This is a genomic window from Luteimonas terrae (genome assembly GCF_031457535.1).
Lineage (GTDB): Bacteria > Pseudomonadota > Gammaproteobacteria > Xanthomonadales > Xanthomonadaceae > Luteimonas > Luteimonas terrae_A.
The window spans coordinates 235,177-258,245 of the sequence record NZ_JAVDWO010000003.1; the positions used below are offsets into that span (position 1 = coordinate 235,177).

At 68.4% G+C, this 23,069-nt stretch carries 9 protein-coding genes and 1 pseudogene; 2 read left to right on the plus strand and 8 right to left on the minus strand.

Annotated elements, in window-relative coordinates; genetic code table 11:
- Positions 1–123 precede the first annotated feature (123 nt).
- From J2W68_RS05100 to xerD, 6 genes and pseudogenes are all read right to left on the minus strand, one after another.
- On the minus strand, positions 124–2,046 hold the full coding sequence (locus J2W68_RS05100; protein WP_310233307.1) for a S8 family serine peptidase: 1,923 nt from the start codon (positions 2,044–2,046) through the stop codon (positions 124–126).
- A 159-nt stretch (positions 2,047–2,205) separates the two neighbouring features.
- Entirely contained in the window at positions 2,206–10,812 is an 8,607-nt protein-coding gene (locus tag J2W68_RS05105) for a hypothetical protein (protein WP_310233308.1), read from the minus strand.
- Positions 10,813–10,824: 12 nt separating this feature from the next.
- Positions 10,825–10,953, minus strand: a pseudogene (locus tag J2W68_RS17980) (ESPR-type extended signal peptide-containing protein); the annotation flags it as partial.
- A 398-nt stretch (positions 10,954–11,351) separates the two neighbouring features.
- Positions 11,352–15,254: a phosphoribosylformylglycinamidine synthase gene (gene purL / locus J2W68_RS05110; protein WP_310233309.1), complete on the minus strand. Its 3,903-nt coding sequence runs from the start codon at positions 15,252–15,254 to the stop codon at positions 11,352–11,354.
- Between the two features lie 89 nt (positions 15,255–15,343).
- On the minus strand, positions 15,344–16,141 hold the full coding sequence (locus tag J2W68_RS05115; RefSeq protein ID WP_430539671.1) for a DsbC family protein: 798 nt from the start codon (positions 16,139–16,141) through the stop codon (positions 15,344–15,346).
- Between the two features lie 920 nt (positions 16,142–17,061).
- The gene (gene xerD, locus J2W68_RS05120) at positions 17,062–18,048 is read right to left on the minus strand and encodes a site-specific tyrosine recombinase XerD (RefSeq protein WP_310233313.1); all 987 of its coding nucleotides are present in this window, start codon (positions 18,046–18,048) and stop codon (positions 17,062–17,064) included.
- A gap of 43 nt (positions 18,049–18,091) precedes the next feature.
- On the opposite strand from xerD, the gene J2W68_RS05125 reads away from it, so the two are divergent.
- Complete coding sequence (locus J2W68_RS05125) at positions 18,092–18,580, plus strand: RDD family protein (protein WP_310233314.1); 489 nt, start codon at positions 18,092–18,094, stop codon at positions 18,578–18,580.
- 646 nt (positions 18,581–19,226) lie between these two features.
- Here the strand turns inward: J2W68_RS05125 and lptG are convergent.
- Together lptG and lptF are read right to left on the minus strand one after the other, a co-directional pair.
- Positions 19,227–20,390, minus strand: a complete 1,164-nt coding sequence (gene lptG, locus J2W68_RS05130) for an LPS export ABC transporter permease LptG (RefSeq protein WP_310233489.1) — start codon at positions 20,388–20,390, stop codon at positions 19,227–19,229.
- Positions 20,333–21,418 carry an LPS export ABC transporter permease LptF gene (gene lptF / locus J2W68_RS05135; RefSeq protein ID WP_310233315.1) on the minus strand — a complete coding sequence of 362 codons (1,086 nt, stop codon included), beginning with the start codon at positions 21,416–21,418 and terminating at the stop codon, positions 20,333–20,335. Before lptF ends, lptG begins: the two co-directional genes overlap by 58 nt.
- Positions 21,419–21,553: 135 nt before the next feature.
- On the opposite strand from lptF, the gene J2W68_RS05140 reads away from it, so the two are divergent.
- The gene (locus tag J2W68_RS05140; RefSeq protein ID WP_310233316.1) at positions 21,554–23,032 is read left to right on the plus strand and encodes a leucyl aminopeptidase; all 1,479 of its coding nucleotides are present in this window, start codon (positions 21,554–21,556) and stop codon (positions 23,030–23,032) included.
- Positions 23,033–23,069 lie beyond the last annotated feature (37 nt).

Sequence of the window (23,069 nt, forward strand, 5' to 3'; positions counted from 1 at the left end):
GCTGCGCACACCGGCCAGCAGCTTCAGTATTGAAACCTCAGCAAAGGAAAACCGGTGGATGCGAGCATCCACCGGTTTCGAGTACGCCGTCAGCCGTCCTGCATCCGCAGGACGGCTTGGACATCAGATCTGAGGTGCGGTGAAACGCGCCTGCAGGATGACGTTGGAATAGGCCCGGTTGCCGGCCAGCTTGATGTAATAGACACCGGCTGCAGGCGCGTTGATGCGAATGGTTTCCGAGTTGCCCGGACGCGTCGAGTTCCACGTCCCGGTGTCGCCGGGCGCTTCGTCGAGACTGACGTGCAGCGAGACGTCACCGCTGCCACCGCTGGTGGTGATGCTCAGCGGACCCGTGACCCCGGCCGGCACCTCGATGCTGTAGAGCGTTTCGCTGCCGGCTGCACCCGAGAGCGAGCGCACCGGCGTCGCGTTGACGATCGGGGTCGCAGGTGGCGCGCAGTCGACCTCGCACGGCGGCTCGATTGCCTTCAGAACGGCTGCGCCGGCATTGACGATGCCCGGGCCGATGGGACGGTTGGCGACCGGTGCGACGGCGAACGGCGTGGCGGTCTGCTTGAGGATGTCGAGCACTTCGACCGGCGTCAGCAGCGGAAGATCGGCGGCTAGACGTGCGCTCTGCATCAGCGCAACGACACCGGCCACATGCGGCGCCGCCTGCGAGGTGCCCGCCGAACCGGACGCATAGTTCAGTGCGATGTCGGCGACCGGGGTCGGTGTCGTGGTGCTCGGATTCTTTGCCTGCCAGATGAAGCCATCATAGATCTGCGTGCCGCTGCCGGCATCGTTCGCATAGACACCACCACCCGGCGCCGAAATGTCGATCCCTGCGCCGTAGTTCGAATAATAGGCGCGTGCGCTGGTCACGCCGTTCGACGCGACCGCGATCGCACCGGGGCAGTTGGCCGGGGAGAAGTTCGCCACGTCGCCATTGCTGTTGCCGGCCGCGATCACGACCGTTGCGCCCAGCGCGTTCGCCTGCGCGATGGCATCGGCTTCGGCCGACGAGCAGGGGCCCGAACCACCGAGGCTCAGGTTGATGACCTGCGCCGGGTTCTGATTGTCCGGCACACCTGCGACGCTGCCGCCGGCAGCCCAGATGATCGCGTCGACGATGTCGGACTCGGCGCCGCCGCAGTGGCCGAGCACGCGCACCGGCAGATGCTTTGCGCCATAGGCCACGCCCGTCAGGCTGACGCCGTTGTCGGTGATCTGCGCACCGGCGCTACCCGCCACGTGGGTGCCGTGCCAGGAACTGTTGCGCTGCTGGCATGTGCTCGCGCCGGGGTAGTTGATCGTCCAGTCGCCCAGATCCCAACCGCCCGGCGCGCGGCCGGCGGTCGCGCGACCCGACACCAGGGCATCGGTGATGAAGTCATAGCCGGCATCGGCCAGCGAGGTGTCGATGTCCGGATGCGCGCTGATGCCGGTGTCGAGCACGGCAATGGTGATGCCATCGCCGTCGGAGAGATCCCATGCGGCCGGCACGTTGGCACCGCCGCGGTTCGGACCGCCGTCGAAGGTCGCGCCGCCATCCGGGGCACGCATATGCCACTGGTATTCCTGGAAGTCCGGATCGTTCGGCACATAGGCCGGCTGCACCGATGCGATCTGGCGGAAGCGATCGACGCTGACCGACTTGACGTTCGGATCGGCGGCGATCTGGCGGACCAGCGCATCGGCTTCGACCGCATCGAGCGGGCTGGTCAGACGGACCAGCTCATGCCCGGTCGCCAGCCTGCGCTGGTAACTGACATTCGACGCCTTGCTCGCGCCGCGCACGAGGCCCGAGCGGACCAGCGCGCTCTGGACATTGGTGACCACCGCCGCCTGGTTGGTCTTCTCGCGGGTTCCGTCGCGGTATTCGATGATCAGGCTCTTCACCGGTTGCGCGTCGACGCGACCTGCAACGTTGTCGGTCGATACGTTGCCGGCGGCGCGCGAGGTCTTGCTTGCGTTGACAGCGCCGACGGTCAGTGCCGCTGCAACCGCGACCGCGAGCGTGCACGGGATGATGACTTTCTTCATTGGAACCTCTTCTCTGCAGAAATGATGGAATGCGACGACCGATCCGCGTAGCGCTCCGCTACGCCCCTGCCGCCCCGTACCGGGTTGCATTCGCCACCCGGCTGCCCCGCCCGTTTCCATCGCGCCGCCGCTTAATGACGACGGCGCGATGGTCAGTTCTTACCAGCCGAAACCGGCACCCACGCCGACCGATTTTTCATCGCCGCTGAACGCACCGCCGACGGTCACCGTGGCGCGCTCGTTGATCGCGCGCTGGTAGCCCACCGACAACGCGCTCTCGCCACCCTGGAAGCCGACACCGACACCGACGCGGTTCTCGGTGCGGATGCCGGCCGCACTGGTCGCCATGTTGAGCATCGCCGCGCCCATTGCGCCCTGACGGTCGATGCGGCGATCCGTGTCGTAGAAGCGGCGATCGACATCGCCCTTGAACTGCTCGAAGGTGTCGTCGAACGCCGCAAAACGCTGATCGGTGTACGCGTTCGCACTGCTCACCGCCTGGGTCGCGGTGGTGTCGGCATAGGCGCGTGCATCGGCTGAAGCTGCTTCCACCTGTGCCATCGTCGCGCCGCCGGCCGCCGGCGCGTCAGCCGGCGTCGCAGTGGCCGATGCGGTGGCGGTGGCGGGCGCATCGGCAACGCGCTCGCGTCCGGCACTCGCCGCAGTCGGCGTGCCTTGCACGCCGGTGGTATCGACGTCTGCCGGTGCTGCCTGCGCGGTGGCCTCGGCCGTGGTTGCCCGCGCGCCGGACGCGTCCTCCACGGTCTCGACGGCCGCGACCTCCTTGCCCGCGGTCGCCGCCGCAGTCGTCTCAGTCGTCGCAGCCGCAGTCTGATCGCCGGCTGCAGCGGTCTCGTCGCCGGCAGCCGCCGTGGCGACCCTGGCCTGCGGCTTGGCGGCACTCGTCGCATTCACTGCCGAGTCCAGATCGCCCACCTGCTGCTTCAACCCGCTGATTTCGGCATCCAGCGCACCGAAGGCATCGCCGACGGAGTAGTAGTTGCCACCCTGGATGGCGAACGTCGGCGCGGAGATCGTGCCGAATGCTGTAACCGCCGCGCCACCGCCCAGCGCATCTGCGGTGGATTGCAGACCGCCGAATACCTGGCGACCGGTCACGGCATCGGTGCTGCCCGCGTTGATCGCGCCGTTGGCGAGATTGGTCAGTCGGGTGCCGTTCTCCCCTTCGAACGTCAGCGAAGCGCGGCTGTCGTCGTCGTAGGTGATTGCGGTGGCGGCAATGCCTTCGACATCGCCCAGTCGATCCTCGACCCCGTCCACACGGACATTGGTGTCGTAGAGCTGGCCGCCGTTGACCGCATCGGTGCTGTCGGCAGCGACTTCACCGGCAGCCACATTGGTGATCTGACGTTCGCTGCCAGCGCTGCCCACCGACACGGAGTTCTCGCGATCGGCTTCCGAGCCCTGGCCGAGCGCCACGCTGCCATCGGCAGTCGCCACCGCATCGGCGCCCAGCGCCAGGCTGTTGTCGCCCGATGCGGTGGAGAAGTTGCCGAGCGCCGTGCTATTGAAGCCCGACGCCCATGCGGCGCCGCCGACGGCGGTGGAGTAGTCGCCGCTGGCTTCGGTCGGGAACAGGTTGAACAGACCGGCGCCACCGCCGACTGCAACGCTGTTGAGACCGCTGGCCACCGAGTAGGAGCCGATCGCGGTGGAATCCGCGGCCGTGGCCGCCGAGGCATACCCCATGGCGGTCGACTGGTCACCGACCGCATTGGCGACTGCGCCAAAGGCGGACGACAGTTCACCGGCAGCCGAAGCCCCCACGCCGACTGCCGAGCCGGCGAAGCCACTCGCATCCGCGCTTGCGCCCACCGCAGTGCCGGCGACGCCGGCGCTGGTGGCGGAGGTTTCGATCGGATTGCCGGTGCCGTCCACCAGCAACGGCGTACCGTCTTCGTCTACGGCTGCGCCGCCGATGGCGACGCTCGCCGCACCGTCCGCCTGCGCGCCGGCACCGAAAGCCGCGCTGTTCTGGCCACCGGCGGTTGCGTTGAAGCCGACCGCCGTCGCGTTGTCGGCCAGTGCGAAGGCGCCGCTGCCGAAGGCCGATGCGCCATCGCCGTATGCAAGCGCCGCGGAACCTGCGGCCGTGGCGAAATCGCCGTCGACTGCAGCGCCCTGGTCGTTGTCCTCGTCACCCGAGGCCGCGAAGTACTTGTTGTACTGCGTGGCGTCCTCGAGCTGGTCGACGTTGACCGCATCGGTGCCTTCGGTGCCTGCTGCCACGTTGGTGATCTGCCGCTCGGCACCAGCCGCGCCGACCGAGACGGTGTTGTCGCGATCTGCCGCCGAGTTGGCGCCTAGTGCGACGCTGTTGGCGGCCGACGCATCCGCAAGGAAGCCGATCGCCGTGGCGTCTTCGCCCGATGCGGAACTGCCACTGCCGATCGCGGTCGCGCCGTCAGCCGTGGCATAGGCCAGCGTACCGACCGACGTGGCCTGCACACCGGTCGCCTCGGCCAGGGTGCCGACCGCAGTCGCGCCGGTTTCGGTGGCCCAGGCGCCGTTGCCGAGCGCGGTGGAGGCCACGCCACTGGCCTCGGTCTGCTGCAGGATCAGGCCCGGGAAACCGATCAGCAGATCGCCATAGTCGGCGACGCCGCCGATCGCCAGGCTGTAGTCGCCGCTGCTGGTTGCGCCGTAGCCGAACGCAGTGCCGTAGAGACCGCTCGCGTCGGCGAACGCGCCGCCGGCCGTGCTGTAGTCACCACCTGCCGATGCGGCATAGCCGTTGGCAGTGCCGCGCGCGCCGCTCGCATCGCTGAAAGCGCCGGTCGCGGTCGCGTAGTCACTGCCCGCATTCGCGCTGTAACCGGTGGCCGTCGACTGCCCGCCTTCTGCTGTCGCCCCTGCGCCGGTCGCGGTGCTGAACGCACCGACGGCTTGCGCGCCCGCGCCGAATGCCGAAGCGCCGTCGCCGACCGCTGTAGTCGTCTGGTCGAGCAGCACCTCACCCGTGGTGGGATCTTCGTAATACAGCCAGCCACCGACTGCCGTGCTGGAATTCCCTTCGGCCAATGCGTTGTAGCCCGACGCCGTGGCGTACTGGCCCCAGGCGTTGCTGCCGCTGCCAAACGCCGACGCGCCCACGCCTGTGGCATTCGTCGCCGAGCCGATCGCGGTGGCGTAGTCGGCATCGGCTGTCGCATTGGAACCGGACGCGGTCGCCTCTTCGCCGTCCGCGTAGGCCTCGCCCTCGCCCGATGCGCGGAAGTAGCGGTTGTAGGCCGTGGCGTCTTCCAGCTGACCCAGATTCACTGCATCCGTCGTCTCGGTACCCGCCGCGACGTTGGTGATCTGGCGCTCGTTGCCCGCCGAGCCCACCGACACGCTGTCTTCGCGGTCTGCAATCGAATCGGCGCCCAGCGCCACACTGTTGACGGCTTCGGCGCTTGCGAAGTTGCCGAGCGCCGTGCTGTTGGTACCAGCCGCGTACGCGGCGCCACCGACGGCGGTGGAGAAATCGCCGGATGCTTCGGCCGGCAACAGGCCCAGGAACGCGCCGCCTACCGCCACGCTGTTGTAGCCGGTGGCAGTCGCCGCCTGGCCGACCGCGGTGCTGTAACCGCCCGATGCGATGCTGTCCGCGCCCACTGCCAGTGCGCTGGCGCCGCTGGCTTCACTGAAGTTGCCGACTGCGGTGCTGTTCACGCCGCTCGCCACCGCATAGCCGCCAAGCGCTGTCGCGAAGTCGGCGGTGGCTTCAGCTCCGAAACCGAACGCGGCTGCGCTCGCGCCTTCGGCGATGCTTTCGGCACCCACCGCAGTTGCGCCCTCGCCTTCAGCCGATGCAAAGAAGCCGACTGCGGTGGACTCTACGCCGGTCGCCTCTGCCAGCGCACCGGAGGCCACGCTGCCGTCACCCGACGCATTCGCCGCTGCACCGGCTGCGGTTGCATACAGGCCCGCCGCCACGCTTTCGGCACCGATGGCGATCGCGTACTCGCCCGACGCTTCGGACGACGCGCCGACTGCCAGTGCATTCGCGCCACTGGAGACCGCATTGAAGCCGAGCGACGTGGCGTTCTCGGCAATTGCGAAGGCACCGCTGCCGAACGCCGAGGCGCCCTGGTCGAGTGCCTGTGCTGCTGAGCCGACCGCAGTCGCGTAATCGCCATCTGCCGCAGCGCCCGAGCCGGCCGCAAGCGCCTCATCACCCGTGACTGCAGCCTCGCCTTCTCCGCTCGCAGCGAAGTAGCGCGTGGTCGATTCGACCGCGTCGGCCACTTCATTGAACTGCGCCATGTTCACCGCATCGGTGTCGTTGATGCCGGCGGCGAGATTGGTGATCCGGCGCGTGGCCGGGAAGCCGCCTGCGCCGGTGCCGTTGCCGATGGAGACGACGTCCGCCTCCGTCGCCCGCGAGCCGGCGCCGATCGCGACGCTATTGACCCCGTTCGCCCAGGCACTGAGTCCAAGCGCGGTCGCGTTCTGTGCGTAGGCGTAGGAATCGCGGCCCACTGCGGTCGTGCCGACGGCGGTCGCCCAGGCGAACTGGCCGACCGAGGTCGCGTTGTCCGCAGTCGCCCACGCAGAACCGCCCAATGCGGTGCTGTTGAGACCCGTTGCGCGCGAGGTGCTGCCGGCCGCCAGGCTCACATTGCCGCTGGCATCCGCTGTGTTGCCCAGTGCGGTCGCATTCGTGCCGCTGGCAGTGGCGCTGATGCCGACCGCCGTCGTGCGCGTGTTGCTCGCCTCCGCGCCATACCCCAGCGCGGTCGAGAAATCACCGCTGGCCGCGGCGAATCCGCCGTTGGATGTGGATGCCAGACCCGATGCATCACTGCTGTAACCCGTCGCCGTGGACTGCAGTCCGGACGCGGACGCTGCGGCACCGGTCGCGGTTGCAAACGCCTCCGTGGCCTGCGCACCTGCACCGAGCGCAGTCGCGCCATCACCGTCGGCGGTGGTCAGCTGCTCGAGCAGCACTTCGCCAGTGTCGGGATCGGTGTAGGAGAGCAGACCGCCCACGGCCGTCGCGGACGTTCCGTTGGCCGATGCGCCATAGCCGGATGCGGATGTGTAGTCGCCGACCGCCGAAGCGCTGGAGCCGAACACCGATGCACCGGTGCCGTATGCAGTGGCTGCCTCACCGGCCGCCGTTGCGTACTCGCCTTCCACGTAGGCCGCAACACCGTCCGCGCCTTCAGCACCGGTTGCGACGAAGTACTTCGTGTTCTGCGTGGCCTCGTCGAGCTGTGCCAGGTTCACCGCATCCGTGTCTTCGGTGCCCGCAGCCACGTTGGTGATCTGACGTTCGCTGCCTTCCGCACCGACGGACACCGTGTTGTCGCGATCTGCTTCGGAGCCCTGGCCGAGCGCCACGCTGCCTGCGCCGGTCGCCGTGGAATCGGAGCCGAGGGCGAGGGAATCATCACCCGCAGCCGTGGAGAAGTTGCCCACTGCTGTGCTGTTGAACCCACTTGCCCAGGCCGCGCCGCCCACTGCGGTCGAGTAGTCACCCGACGCCTCGGTCGGGAACAGGTTGAACAGCCCGGCGCCGCCACCGACCGCGACGCTGTTGATGCCGCTGGCGACCGAATACGAGCCGATCGCGGTCGAGTCCGCCGTAGTGGCTGCAGCCGCGTAGCCCATTGCCGTCGACGCATCACCGGCGGCAGTCGCGACCGCGCCGAAGGCAGCCGACACCTCTCCCGTTGCCGAGGCGCCGACACCATAGGCCGAACTCGCGAAACCGGATGCATTGGCACTCGCGCCCACCGCCGTGCCGGCAACGCCTGCACTGGTGGCAGCCGTTTCGATTGGCGCGCCGTTGGCGTCGACCAGCAAGGCGTCGCCGTTCTCGTCGATCGCGGTACCACCGACTGCGACGCTTGCCGCGCCTTCAGCCTGCGCACCTGCGCCGAATGCCGCGCTGTTCTGACCGGTCGCCGTGGCGTTGAAGCCCACCGCGGTCGCGTTGTCGGCCAGTGCGAATGCGCCGCTGCCGAACGCCGACGCGCCATCTCCGAGCGCGGTCGCGGCAGAGCCGGCCGCAGTGGTGTACTCGCCGTCCACCACAGCGCCCTGGTCGTCGTCCTCACCGCCGGCGGCGGCGAAATACTTGTTGTATTGGGTCGCACCTTCGAGCTGGTCGACATTCACCGCATCGGTGCCTTCGGTACCCGCAGCGACATTGGTGATCTGACGCTCGGCGCCTGCGGCGCCTACGGAGACGGTGTCGTCGCGATCCGCTTGCGAGTTCGCACCCAGCGCCACGCTGTTCGCGGCGGAAGCGCCGGCCAGGAAGCCGATTGCGGTGGCGTCCTCACCCGATGCGGAGCTGCCGCTGCCGATAGCGCTGGCGCCATCCGCGGTCGCATACGCAAGCGTGCCCACCGAAGTCGCCTGGATGCCGGTTGCTTCGGCCAGCGTACCCACCGCCGTTGCGCCGATATCCGTCGCCCACGCGCCATTGCCGAGCGCAGTGGAGGCGACACCGCTCGCCTCGGTGGTCTGCAGAATGAAGCCCGGCAAGCCGATCAGCAGATCGCCGTAATCGGCGATGCCACCGACCGCGAGCCCGTAGTCACCACTGGCCACGCTGCCGTACCCCACGGCAGTGGCGAATCCGCCCGTGGCTTCCGAGAAGGAACCGAGTGCGCTGGAGCCGTCGGTCGCTGCCGTGCTGCGATAGCCCAGCGCGGTCGACTGCGCGCCCTCGGCCGTCGCCGCAGCACCGCTCGCGGTGCTGAACGCCGCGATCGCCTGCGCGCCTGCACCGAACGCCGACGCGCCGTCACCTACAGCGGTCGTGGTCTGGTCGAGCAGCACGGCCCCGGTGGTCGGATCTTCGTAGTACAGCCAGCCGCCGACGGCGGTGCTCGAATCGCCCTCAGCGAGCGCGTTGAAACCCGACGCGGTCGCGTACTGGCCCCAGGCGCTGGCGCCGCTGCCGAACGCGGACGCGCCCACGCCGGTCGCGTTCGTGCCGGAACCGATTGCGGTCGCGTAGTCCGCACCCGCGGTGGCATTGGATCCCGCCGCGGTGGCGTCGACGCCGTCGGCATAGGCCTCGCCGTCGCCGGTCGCGGTGAAGCGCGCAGTGGCTTCGTCGAGCTGACCGAGATTCACCGCGTCGGTCTCTTCTGTGCCCGCCGCGACATGGGTGATCTGGCGTTCGTTGCCCTCCGCGCCTACCGATACCGTGTCCGCGCGATCGGCAGTGCTGCCGGAACCGAGCGCGACAGAATTGGTTGCGCCAGTCTCCACCGATGCGCCGGCGCCGATCGCGATGCCGCTCTCGGCATCGACGTACGAATTCGTCCCCAGCGCGATGGCGTGGATGTCGTCGGCGAATGCCTGGTGGCCGATGGCGACGGTGTAGTTGTCATAGGCGAACGCGCCCTTGCCGATGGCGACCGCACTTTCACCCGGCGACCAGCTGCCATAGCCGATCGAGACCGATCGACGCCCCGATGCGTAGGAATCGAGACCCAGCGCGGTCGCTTCCACGCCGGTGGCCCAGGCAAAACTGCCGTAGGCGGTGGCGCCGTCGGCCGTTGCCCACGCGTACGCGCCGGTCGCCGTGCTCTGCTCACCGTTGGCGCGGCTGTTGTCACCCAGCGCTACCGCATAGTCCGCCTGTGCGTGGGCCTTGTTGCCGGCTGCCAACGAGGACTCGCCCTCGGCGCGCGCGCCGTAGCCGAGCGCCGCCGATCGCACGCCGGTCGCCTGCGCGCCTGCGCCCACTGCGGTCGAATAGTCCGCTGCCGCGGCGCCCACCAGGACAGCATTGCCATCCTCGTCTTCGATCGGCCAGCCGAACTCATCGAGCGCTTCGCCCTGCCCGCCGACGGCGGTGCTGGCGACGCCACTGGCATCCGCACCCGCGCCGACAGCCGTTCCGTTTTCCTGACTCGCGCTTGCGTTGAAGCCGAGCGCCGTGGACTGGTCAGCGCCCGCATACGCGCCACTGCCGAACGCCGAGGCGCCCGTGCCATAGGCGCTGCTGGTCGAGCCGACCGCGGTGGTGAAATCGCCACCTGTCGCGGCGCCCGCGCCTGCGGCAACGGAGGCTTCGCCCTCGACCAGTGAGTCGTCCTCACCGGTGGCCTGGAAATGGCGGGTGGACTCGGCCACCGCGTCATCGACCTGACCCACGGTCGCCGCATCGCTGTCGGCGATGCCGTCGGCCACGTTGACCAGGCGGCGCGTTGCAGGCGCACCCGCGGCGCCGGTCCCCACGCCGTCACCGAACGACACCGTGTCGGCATCCGTGGCGACAGAACCGTGGCCGATGGCGACCGCATCGGTCGCACCCGCGCGAACCGTCGCGGCCCTGCCGACCGCAGTGCCGCCGTCAGCCAGCGCCTGTGCGGTGAAGCCGACTGCGGTGGATTGCGCGCGGGACGCCTGCGCATTCGAACCAAGTGCCGTCGCGCCGACGGCGCCGGCGTTGGCGCCTGCGCCGAGTGCCGAGGCATTCGCTGCGGACGCACGGGCATTGGCGCCGTTCGCGGTCGCGCTGTTGGCAGTCGCCCGGGCATTCGCGCCCTGGGCGGTCGAATTCGGTCCCGTCGCCTGCGACGCGTAGCCCATCGCCGTTGACTGGGGGCCACTGGCTACTGCCTGGGCGCCGAATGCGGTCGCGTTCGTACCCGATGCGTTCGCGCTGCCGGTGATCGCGCACTGGGTCACGACGAGGCGGCTGCCGGTCACCACCGCGCAGCTTCCCGAACCGCCGACCCCGACCGACTGCGCCGAAAGCGGGAGTGCGATGCCCGACAGCGCGATCAGCACCGCAGCGGACAGTGCCGCCCGGCCTCCTGCGCCTGCGACGCGAGCACCCGAACCTCCGGCTGAATCTCCCGAGGCGAATTCGGACGCCACCACGAGTTGCTTGAGCGCGCGGCTCCACACCTTTCGATAGATTCGGTTCATCTCGATCCTCTGCAAGTCGCTGATTTAAAAGATTTTTGGCAAACAAAAACCCACGGCCGCAAGCGACCGTGGGTCCTGGTGTCTAGTCCGAACGCGTCGGGGTGGGCGCGATGTCGCGCCGCAGCCGTCCAATCATTTCCCTGAATGCGCACAAGTTGAACGGTCCCCCAACGCCGGTTCGTGCTCGATACTTGCGCCACAAAAACTGCCCGTCAAGGGCAAAAAATGACAACTTCAGACAATCAATGACTTAAACCTGAAATTAACGACGTTTTTTGCTTCAAGCGAGACGCTCGTCAAATTTTTGGCGCGCAAACGAACACGCCCGGTCCTTGCGGACCGGGCGTGTTCAAGATCGATTGCCGTTGGGGAGGCAGCCCCGTGCAACAAAGGCACACCTAGCCGAGAAGCTGCCTCGCATTCCGGAACATCCGCAGCCACGGACTGTCTTCCGGCCAGTCAGCCGGCGCCCAGCTGAGGTTGGCGGTGAGCGGGGTGCGCTCGGGATGCGGCATCAGGATCGTCGCCCGGCCATCCGTCGAGGCAAGGCCAGCGATGGCGTCCTGGGAGCCGTTCGGATTGGCCGGATAAGAGGTCGCCGGGCCGTCAGCGTCGACATAGCGCAGGGCCACTGTCGCGGCAATCCGGTCGGCATCGTCGTCGAACTGCACGCGACCTTCGCCGTGCGCGATCGCCACCGGGATGCGCGAACCGGCCATTCCGCTGAAGAACAGCGACGATGAGGCCTCGACTTCGAGCAGACCGAAGCGGGCCTCGAACTGCTCGCTGCGGTTGCGCAGCAGCCGCGGCCAGTGCTCGGCCCCGGGAATGATCGGCTTGAGCTGCGACAGCATCTGGCAGCCGTTGCAGACACCCAGCGAAAACGTGTCGCCGCGGGCGAAGAACTGTTCGAACGCGGCCCGCAGTTCGGCAGTCTCGAGCACGGAGGTGGCCCAGCCGCGACCCGCACCCAGCACGTCGCCGTAGCTGAAGCCGCCGCAGGCCACGAGGCCCTGCATCGTCGACAGATCCACGCGTCCGGCGATCAGGTCGCTCATGTGCACATCGATGGCGGTGAAGCCGGCGCGATCGAAGGCGGACGCCATCTCGATCTGGCCGTTGACGCCCTGCTCGCGCAGCACGGCGACCCTCGGACGTGCGCCGGTCGCGATGTACGGCGCCGCGATGTCGTCGGCAGGATCGAACGTCAGCACCGGACGCATCGCCGGGGCGTCGAAGCGACGGGCGGAGACGCGCTCTTCCTCGGCGCATTCGGGATTGTCGCGCAACGCCTGCATCGCATGCGTCACCGACCACCAGGCGTCGAACAGCGACTCCCATTTCCATTCGGCGAGCACATCCTCGCCGTCGAGTACGCGGATCGCATTCGCCGTCGTCGGGCGTGCGATGCGCTGCGCGCATTCGATCAGACCGTGGCGCGCGACGAGATCCGCGAACTCGGCGCGGTCTTCGGCGGCGATCTGCACCACCGCGCCCAGTTCCTCGGAGAACAACGTGCGCAGCGCGTCGCGGTTGCGATCGTCACCCCAGCCTTCGAGATCGATGTCGAGGCCGACATGCGCGGTGAACGCCATTTCGCACAGCGAAGTGAACGCGCCGCCATCGGAGCGGTCGTGATAGGCCAGCAGCAGACCGGCTTCGCGCGCCTCGCAGATCAGCTCGAAAAATGCCTTCAGGCGCTCGGGCTCGTCGACATCGGGGACAGCGCCGCCGAAGCCATCGAAACACTGCGACAGCACCGAACCACCGAGGCGCTGCTTACCGGCGCCCAGGCCGATCAGCCACAACTCGGTGTCGGGCTCGCGACTGAGCAGGGGCGTGAGCTGCGTGCGGACGTCGGTCACCGGCGCGAACGCAGTGACCACCAGCGATACCGGCGAGACGACCTTGTGCGCATCGCCATCGACCTGCCACTGCGCCTGCATCGACAGCGAATCCTTGCCGACCGGAATCGCCAGGTCGATCTCGGGGCACAACTCCATCGCGACCGCATGCACGGCGTCGAACAGGCGCGCGTCTTCGCCAGCGTGGCCGGCCGCAGCCATCCAGTTCGCCGACAGCTTGACCCGGTGCAGGGTTTCGACCGGCGCGGCGCATAGATTGGTGATCGCCTCGCCCACGGCCATGCGCGCGGCGGCGGCGGAGTCAATCAGCGCCAGCGGGCTGCGCTCGCCGATCGCCATCGCCTCGCCGGTGAAGCCTTCGAAACCGGACAGCGTGATCGCGCAATCGGCGACCGGCAGCTGCCACGGGCCGACCATCTGGTCGCGCGCGGTCAGGCCGCCGACGCTGCGGTCGCCGATCGTGACCAGGAACGACTTCGATGCAACGGTCGGATGCGCGAGCACGCGCAGACCGGCTTCGTGCAGATCGATGGCGCGGCTGTTGAGCGCCGGCCAGCGATGCGCGGCGGTGCGCACGGTGTCGCGGTGCATCTTCGGCGGCTTGCCGAACAGCACGTCCATCGGCAGATCGATCGCCCAGTCGCCGCCTGCGGCGACCGCTTCAGGTGTTGCACCGTAGCCCACGGTCAGATGTTCTTCTGCCGTCGCCACGCCGACGATCGCGACCGGGCAACGCTCGCGCGCGCAGATCGCTTCGAATTCTTCAACGCGATCCTGCGGAATGCCGAGGACGTAGCGCTCCTGCGACTCGTTGCACCACAGCTGCATCGGCGACAGCGACGGATCGTCGCTGGGCACGCGGTCGAGATCGATGACGCCGCCGACGCTGGAATCGTGCAGCAGCTCGGGAATCGCGTTCGACAGACCGCCCGCGCCGACATCGTGGAACCACAGGATCGGGTTGCGGTCACCGAGCGCCACGCAGCGGTCGATGACCTCCTGCACGCGGCGCTCCATTTCCGGGTTGTCGCGCTGCACAGAGGCGAAGTCGAGATCCTCGGCGCTTTCGCCCGAGGCCACCGAACTCGCCGCGCCGCCGCCCAGGCCGATCAGCATCGCCGGACCGCCGAGCACCACCACCGCATCGCCGGGCGACAGCGTTTTCTTCTCGACCATCGCGCGGTCGATCGCGCCCAGGCCACCGGCCAGCATGATCGGCTTGTCGTAGCCGCGGACCAGGCCGTCGTCGCCTTCGGCCAGTTCGAAACTGCGGAAATAGCCGAGCAGGTTCGGACGGCCGAATTCGTTGTTGAACGCGGCGCCGCCGAGCGGGCCGTCGAGCATGATCTCGAGCGCCGGCGCCATGCGCGGATTGAGCGCGCGCGGCGCTTCCCATGGCTGCGGCAGCGTCGGAATGCGCAGATGCGAGACCGAGAAACCGGTCAGGCCGGCCTTGGGCTTGCCGCCGCGACCGGTCGCACCTTCGTCACGGATTTCGCCACCGGCACCGGTGGCCGCGCCCGCGAACGGCGAGATCGCGGTCGGATGGTTGTGGGTCTCGACCTTGATGCAGAACGCGCTGTCGATCAGCGGTTCGCTGCGGTATTCGAACGACACCGGATCGGGGCGGAACCGCTGCGAGGGATACCCCTCGACGACCGCGGCGTTGTCGCTGTAGGCCGACAGCGTGTGCTCGGGCGTGGTCGCATGCGTGTGGCGGATCATGCCGAACAGCGATTGCGCGCGACCGTTGCGCTGCATGTCCTCGCCGTCGATGGTCCAGGACGCATTGAAGATCTTGTGCCGGCAGTGCTCGGAGTTCGCCTGCGCGAACATCATCAGTTCGACGTCGGCGGGATCGCGGCCGAGCGCGCCGAAGCGCTCGCGCAGGTAGGCGATCTCGTCGTCGGCCAGTGCCAGGCCGAGACGGCGGTTGGCAGCATCGAGATCGTCGAGCGCGATGCGCTCGAGCGCGCCGCGCGCGGGCGCCGCGAACAGCGCATCAGCGGCGTCCACGTCGTCGAGCAGCGACTGGGTCATCGGATCGTGCAGCAGCTTCGAGACCGCGGCCTGCGTGGCTGCATCGTCCGGCCAGCCGGTCAGATCCAGGCGCAGGCCGCGTTCGACGCGGCGCACCGGCAGGCCGGCGCCGCGCAGCAGTTCGGTCGACTTGCTGGCCCACGGCGAAATCGTGCCCAGCCGCGGCGAGATGTAGCGCGAGACCGCGCCGGCGGCGCGCGCCGGTGCGGGGCCGGCATCGACCTCGAGGATGCGTCGCAGCGTGGCGTCATCGGGCGACTGCCCGGCTTCGACTTCGACGAAGTAGACATGCCAGGCACCGGCGACAGAAAGCGCGGGCGACACCGACTGCAGACGTGCTTCAAGCCGTTCGCGACGGAACGGCGACAGGGCCTGCTGGCCCTCGAGGACGATCATGTCCGGGGAAACCGTATTTCAGGGCCGGCCATTGTAGCCAATGGCCGCGCCCGCCGCCCTAATCCTGGCGGTGCCCGAGGTGGAGGGCGTCAGCGACTGCCGCCGGTCGCCCCGCCATCGAGGCGCTGCAGGGCCTGCAGCAGCTGGTCCGGCGGCATGTAGCCGGGCATCTGGGTGCCGTCGGCGGCGATGATCATCGGCGTACCGGTCAGGCCGACACGCTGGCCGAGCGCGTAATGGGCGGCCACCGGGTTGTCGCAGGCCTTGGAATCGACACGACGGCCGGCCTTGGCATCGGTCAGGGCCCGCTTGCGATCGCTGGCGCACCACACCGATTCCATCAGGCGGAAGTCATCGCTGCCCGGGCCCATGCGCGGATAGGCCAGGTACTCGATCGCGATGCCGCGCTTGTTGTACTCGGCGATCTCTTCATGGAGCTTGCGGCAGTAGCCGCACTCGACATCGGTGAACACCGACACCGTGTACTTCGGATTCGCGGGCGCGAAGATGATGCGCTGGTCCTCTGGCACCTCGGAGACCAGGCGCTGGCGCAACTTCGAGAGGCCCGCCTGGCTCAGGTCACGCTTCTCGCGCGCATCGAACAGGCTGCCCTGCAGCACATAGCGGCCATCGTTGCTGACGTAGAGCACCTGGCCCGAGACGATGACCTCCTGGAAGCCCTGCAGCGGCGCATCGGACACGCTTTCGATCGAGACCTGCGGATTGATCGACAGGATCGCATCGCGCGCTTCTGCAGCCGGCGAACCTGCCGGCGCTTCGATCGCGGCCGGCGCCGGCGCGGCGGATGGGGAGACCGCTGCGCTGTCGGACGCGCCCGGGTTCTGGGCACAGGCGGACAGGCTGAAAGCGCCAAGCAGCGCGAACATGTATCGCTTCATCGAATCTGGAGACCAAGAGCGGGGGCGATCCCGGAGGCGGCCATTCTGGCATGAAGGGATGGAGCGGGCTCCGGGCGGCCTGGAGCGGGTCTGGGACGTTCATGGTGCCGGGCGGCTGGCGAAGGACTGCCGCGAACGACTGGCATTTCAGTGCTGGAGCCTGGGCGTCTGGCTCGGCGACACGATGGGCACGTCGCGGCCTGTGTGTTTCACGGCGTGGTTCCGGGGTCTGGTTTTCAGCGAGCTGCTGCCCGCACCCCAACCTCTCTCCCCTAGGGAGAGGGGCGTTCGGCACCCCGCGCGTGGGAGCTGCATCGCGGTCCAGCAGCGCAGGTGACGGATCTTCGCCGAACCAACGTCGGACCGGCACCTCTACCACCGAGAGAAGTCGACGCGCAGAGCGCGTCAGGTGAGGTCGAACATGGCAAACCCCGCTGCACCGGCACCTCTCCCTCCGGGAGAGGTCGACGCGCACGGCGCGTCGGGTGAGGCCGAATCGAGCGAGTTGATTGAGATAGCAGGCACGCTGGAGAGAACGATGTCCCCCGGGGACCTGGATCGAATCGCCGTCGGCTTTTCAATGCATCGCACGTCCGGCCCGACGAGGCAGGCCGGACTTTCGCACCCGCGCGGTCTGGATCGAATCGCTGCCGGTCAGTCGTTTCATCGCCCGCCCGGCCTCGCGCAGCACGCGAGGCGTTCGGCGCACCTGCGCGGTCTGGATCGAATCGTCCTCGGCTTTTCATTGCATCGCGCGTCCGGCCCGGCGAAGCACGCCGGGCGTTCGGCGCACCCGCGCGGTCTGGATCGAGTCGCTGCCGGCCAGTCGTTTCATCGCACGTCCGGCCTCGCGCAGCACGCGAGGCGTTCGGCGCCGTTACGCGGCATGCCGCGTGAGCAACGGCGCCTCACCCCCTCGGGTGATGGGTTGCGTGGAGGCGCTTGAGCTGTTCGCGGGCGACCAGGGTGTAGATCTGGGTTGTCGACAGGGAGCTGTGGCCCAGCAGCATCTGCAGCGCGCGCAGGTCCGCGCCGTGGTTGAGCAGATGGGTGGCGAAGCTGTGGCGCAGGCCGTGCGGGCTGATGCGGGCGGGATCGATGCCGGCGGTACCGGCATGGCGCTTCACCAGCACCCAAAACTGTTGCCGGGTCATCGCCGCGCGGCGCGCGGTCAGGAACAGCGGCGTGTCACCAGCGGCATCACGCGCGAGGCCCTTGCCACCGGCCAACGTCGGCCGGGCCTCGTCGAGGTACCGCCGCAACCAGTGCTGCGCTTCCTCGCCGAGCGGCACCAGACGTGTGCGTTCGCCCTTGCCGGTCACCCGCAACGCGCCCTGTCGCAGGTTGACGCCGTTGGCGGGCAGGTCGACCAGCTCGCTGACACGCAGGCCGCAGGCGTACATCAGCTCCAGCATCGTGCGGTCGCGCAGGCCGTCGACGCTGGTGATGTCGGGCGCGTTGAGCAGCGCGTCGATCTCCGACTCGCCCAATGCCTTGGGCAGCGAGCGCGGCAGCTTGGGCGGCTCGAGCAACGCGGTCGGATCATCAATCCGTCCATGCCGACGCTGGCGGTGCGCGAAGAACGCGCGTAGTGCGGAGAGCAGGCGCGCGTTGCTGCGCGGCGACCAGCCATGCCCGGTGCGCCAGGCGAGGTGTTCGAACAACGCAACGCGATCGGCATGCGCGATGCCGCCATCACGACCGTCACGCCAACGCGCCAGGCCTTCCAGATCACGCCGGTATGCGTCCGCGGTCTGTCTGGCGATGCCGTGCTCGGCCCAGAACGCATCCAGAAACCCTTCGATGTCGTGGCGATCTTCATCGCGCAACGGCGGCAGCGCGATCGCGAGGGCGCGGCGTTCTGCAGGCGTGGTCGTGGGGCTGCGGCTGGACATCGACATCAGCTTAGACGGTCGAGGCTGCGGCTATGCTTTGTCGATGCCCGACACGCCCGCCCCGCCCACCACCCCGCCCCGGCCCTGGATCGGCTGGCGCCTGCTGGCGATGTTCTACGACCTGTGGCCGGTGCTCGCCCTGTGGCTGCTGCTGTCGGCGGCCTTCACCGCGGCCTTCACCTTCCTCGGCCACCACGATGCGCACGAAAACATCGCGCCGCTGAGCGGGCTGCAGCTCGCGTTGTGGGCAGCGTGCTGGCTGGTGACCGGGCTGTATGCCGTCATCAGCTGGCGCAATGGTGGGCAGACGCTGGGCATGCGTCCATGGCGATTGCGCGTCCGTGCGACGGACGGCGGGCGGGCGTCGACGCGGGCGCTGTGGATGCGGTTCGGTGTGGCGACGGTGTCGCTGTTGGCCGGCGGCCTGGGATTCTGGTGGGCGTGGGTCGATCGCGATCGGCTGACCTGGCATGACCGGGCGAGCGGGACGCGGGTGGTGCGGGAGGTGAAGCGGGGATCGGCCGGCGGTTGATTCACCGCGTTTCAGAGACCGAGGCCCAAGCTCTGGCTTGGGACGAAAATGCCGCCTCGATACCTGAGGCGTCATCCCGGCGCAGGCCGGGATCAAGTGACTTGGGCTCGCTCATAGTTTCCTCTGCGGCCTCACTGCCAGGGCGAAATCGTTCTTCAGCAGCCGATTGACTGAGTACCGATGCGCGGCTCGCGCAAAGCTAAAGTCACTGGGTCCCGGCCGGCGCCGGGATGACGGCACTGCGCGCATCGTGTTGGCAGTGACCCTGTCGAGCGATGGGCGGCGGCGAAACATATGTGGGCGCAAGGCTGACCCCGCCCCGTCATCCCAGCGCACGCTGGAGGCGCCTTTCAACAGCCGAAGGCTGGTCATCCATTTTGATCTTCGTGCCGGCGCTGAAGATCAAAGTGGGCCCCAGCGTGCGCTGGGGCGACGGCTCGAAGTTCTCTGCCGTCTCCGCAGAGCAGCAGCAAAAAGCCGTTTGAGATGCCTGCTCCGGACTCGCGAAACACGCCGGACGCTTGGCGCACCCGCGCGGCCTCTTTCGACACGCTATCGACTCTTCGCTAGATCGCGCGTCCGGTTTCGCGAAGCACGCGAGGCGTTCACGGCCGTCACGCGGCAGTGCCGCGTGAGCGACGAGCGATCACCCACTCCGGCGACGGAAGAGGGTCCACGAGATGATCAGCATGACCACCGGGGGGACGAGATAGGCCAGCCGGTAGTCCAGACGATAGACGGCCGCGAGCTTGACGATCTGGGTCTGCCCCAGCCAGAAGCCCAGCGCGAAAACGACGCCGATGAAAAGACGTTTGCCCGCGTTGCCGCTACGCAGGGAACCGAAGGCGAACGGAATCGCCGCCAGGCACAGCGCCAGCACATTGAGCGGATAGAACCAGCGCCCCCAGTAGTGCTCTTCGAACTCGCTGGCGTCGAGCTGGTTACGGTGGCGGTAATCGATACCCGCGCGTAGTTCGCTCGCCGGCATGTAGCGCGGGCGCCAGATGTTGCTGGCGCTCGCAGCGAGGGTTGTCGCATCGAGCTGCGAGTCCCATTGCTCTTCCAGCGCTTCGGTCCGGGTCACCGCGCGCGGTTCGAACCAGGTGCGCTGGACGTCGCGCAGGAGCCAGCCGTCGACGCCGTGCTCGGCGGTCTTGGCGTGCGCCACCGACTCGAGTCGACCATCGCTGGCGAACTCGAACAGGCGCACGTCCTGCAGTTGGATCCGGGCGCCGGTGCCGTCGTCGATCTCGGTGCCGTTCTGCGCGTTGAGGAAGGTGTCGCCTTCGCGCGCCCACAGTCCCGAGTAACGGCCGACGATCATGTCGCTGGAACGCGCGGCGGCTTTCATGCTGTCGGCGCTGCGCTGGGCCATCGGGCCGAGGGTCTCGCCGTTGAGCACCATTACGGCGGTCAGCACCAGCAGCGGCAAAGCCACCGAGACGCTCAGCCGCGTGCGCGACAAGCCGACCGCGCGCATGGCGATCAGTTCCGATGTGGCCGCCAACTGCCCCAGGCCCATCAGCGAGCCGATGACCGCCGCAGTGGGAAACATCGTGTAGGCGCGGCGCGGCAGCGTCTGCAGGATGTAGGTGACCGCACCGAAGTAGGTGTAGTCGCCCTGACCGACGGCGCCGATTTCGTTGACACCGGCCATCACCGCGTCGAGGCCGACCAATACCACCCAGGTCGCCAGCACCATCACGGTGACGACCTTGGCGACATACAGATCATGGATGCGCAGCAAGGGCTTCATTTTGCGCGCCTCCATTTGGGCGCGGTGACCCGGCCATCGGTGAAATACATCCAGGACGCGAAGGCCAGCAGCGGCAGCACCAGCCACCACAGGCCCAGTGCGACCGGGATGCGCCCTTCGGCGACCCAGTCCTTGCCGAGCATCATCAGGTTCATGCCCATCACATAGGCGAGGAAGCCCATCATCATCCGGCCGTAGCGCGCCTGCCGCGGGGGGCTGCGGGCCAGCGGCACCGCCAGCAGCGCGAATGCCAAGGTCAGCAGCAGCGGTGCCAGCCGGTAGTGCAGCTCCGCGTGCGCCTCGGGGCGGGCATCGCCGAACAGCGCGAAGGTCGGCTGCAGTTCGGGATCGTCGCCGTCGGCGCGCGACTCCACCGCCGGCAGGCGCAGCTCGTTGCTGGCGTAGCGCATCAGGCGGTAGTCGAGGCCACCGTCGAGCGGACCCTCAACCCGGAACCCCTCATCCAGGCGCAGGAAACGCTCGGTGCCGTCGACGCTCAGCGCGCCGGTCAGCGAGGTGGTGACATCCATCCGCCCTTCGTCCTGGCGATAGACGAACACGCGGCCGAGCTTGCTGCCATCGTCGGACATGGCATTGACGTAGACCACGCCGCCACCGCCGGGGAACTCGACGAAGCGCCCGGCCTCCAGGCCCGACACCAGCAGGCTGCGCTGCCCTGCTTCGATCATCTGCTGCGAGTAATCGCGCGCCCACGGTCCGAGCCACAGCGAGCAGGCGCCGATCACCAGCAGCATCGGCACGACCACCACCGACAGCGGCCGCAGCATGCGCCGCGGCCCGACGCCGACCGAGGTCAGCACCGGCATCTCCGAATCGCGATACATCCGGCCGAAGCCCAGCATCAGGCCCAGCATCAGACCCAGCGGCAGGATCAGCGGCATGTAGTTGATGACCATCAGCCCCAGCTGGGCCAGCATCAGCCTGGCCGGCACCCGGCCGCGGGCGATATCGCTCAGCACGTCCGCGAATACGCCGCCCAGACTCACGATCAGCAACACCACGAGGGCGGCGAATGTGGACTGGGCCAGCTCTCGGGACAGGTATCGGTCGAGCTTCGACATCGGGTATGGGGGCTTTGCTTTAGACTTGGGGGTTCGTCCAGCCGCGCCAACACGGCGCTTCTGCGGCGGCAAGCCTGACACGGGCGCCGCGCGCTGGACCGTGAAGTGTACCGATCACCCCATGGAATCTGGTTGATGACCCTCGAATTCTCCCTGAACCAAGCGTCCCCCGCCGCCCTGTCCAGCGATTGCCTCGTCGTGGGCGTCTTCGCCGACGGTCCGCTGGCCGGCGCTGCCGCCGCGATCGACACCGCCAGCGGCGGCCGTCTGTCCGCCCTCGCCGCACGTGGCGACCTGTCCGGCAAGGTCGGTCGCACCAGCCTGCTGCACGACCTGCCGGGTGTCACTGCGCCGCGCGTGCTGGCGATCGGCCTGGGCGAACGCGCCAAATTCGGCGTGCCGCAGTACCTCAAGGCCGTCGCCGATGCTGTCCGCGCCCTGCGCGACGGCAACAGCACCAGCGCCGCGATCGCACTGGCCGATCTCGACGTCGCCGGACGCGACACCGCGTGGAAGATCCGCCAGGCCGTGGTCGCCGCCGACCACGCCGCGTATCGCTATGTGGCCACGCTGGGCGCCAAGAACAAGAAGCGCGAGCCCGATACGCTGACCGCGATCTCGATCGTCGGCGACGACGCCGACGCAGTCGCCCAGGGCAAGGCGATCGCCGCCGGCGTGAAGTTCGCCCGCGAACTCGGCAACCTGCCGCCCAATATCTGCAACCCGGCCTATCTCGGCGAGCAGGCGATGACCTTCGCGTCGCGCTTCGACAAGGCCTCGTGCGAAGTGCTAGAAGACGCGCAGATGGAAGCGCTGGGCATGGGCGCGCTGCTCGCCGTGGCGCGCGGCTCGGCCAACCGTCCGCGTCTGGTCGTGCTGAGCTGGAACAACGGCGGCGACGCCAAGCCCTTCGTGCTGGTCGGCAAGGGCATCACCTTCGACACCGGCGGCGTCAACCTCAAGACGCAGGGCGGCATCGAGGAAATGAAGTTCGACATGTGCGGTGCGGCGACGGTTATGGGCACGTTCGTGTCCGCGGTCGGCCTCGACCTGCCGATCAACCTGCACGTGATCGTGCCGGCGGTGGAGAACGGCATCGACGGCGACGCGTATCGCCCGTCGGACGTCATCACCAGCATGTCGGGCAAGACCATCGAAGTCGGCAACACCGACGCCGAAGGCCGCCTGATCCTCTGCGACGCGCTGACCTACGCCGAGCGGTTCGAGCCGGCCGCACTGGTCGACGTTGCCACGCTGACCGGCGCCTGCATGGTCGCGCTGGGCACCCAGGCCACCGGCCTGATGAGCAAGCACGACGATCTGGCCGCCGAACTGCTGGCCGCCGGCGAGCACGTGTTCGACCGCGCCTGGCGTCTGCCGCTGTGGGACGAATACCAGTCGATGCTCGATTCCAACTTCGCCGACGTCTACAACATCGGCGGTCGCTGGGGCGGCGCGATCACGGCGGGCTGCTTCCTGTCGCGCTTCACCGAAGGCCAGCGCTGGGCGCATCTCGACATCGCCGGCAGTGCCAGCGGCAGCGGCAAGATGGCCTACGCCACCGGCCGCCCGGTCGGCCTGTTGAGCCAGTGGCTCATGGACCAGGTCGCCTGACCGGTCCGGGCCTTGCGGGGATGCGGCATCGCGCCGC

Excerpts from the sequence above, each read along its gene's own strand:
- purL (WP_310233309.1), bottom strand. The coding sequence starts at position 15,254 with ATGATCGTCCTCGAGGGCCAGCAGGCCCTGTCGCCGTTCCGTCGCGAA.
- J2W68_RS05100 (WP_310233307.1), bottom strand. The coding sequence starts at position 2,046 with ATGAAGAAAGTCATCATCCCGTGCACGCTCGCGGTCGCGGTTGCAGCG.
- lptF (WP_310233315.1), bottom strand. The coding sequence starts at position 21,418 with ATGTCGAAGCTCGACCGATACCTGTCCCGAGAGCTGGCCCAGTCCACA.
- J2W68_RS05125 (WP_310233314.1), top strand. The coding sequence starts at position 18,092 with ATGCCCGACACGCCCGCCCCGCCCACCACCCCGCCCCGGCCCTGGATC.
- J2W68_RS05140 (WP_310233316.1), top strand. The coding sequence starts at position 21,554 with ATGACCCTCGAATTCTCCCTGAACCAAGCGTCCCCCGCCGCCCTGTCC.
- J2W68_RS05115 (WP_430539671.1), bottom strand. The coding sequence starts at position 16,141 with ATGTTCGCGCTGCTTGGCGCTTTCAGCCTGTCCGCCTGTGCCCAGAAC.
- xerD (WP_310233313.1), bottom strand. The coding sequence starts at position 18,048 with ATGTCCAGCCGCAGCCCCACGACCACGCCTGCAGAACGCCGCGCCCTC.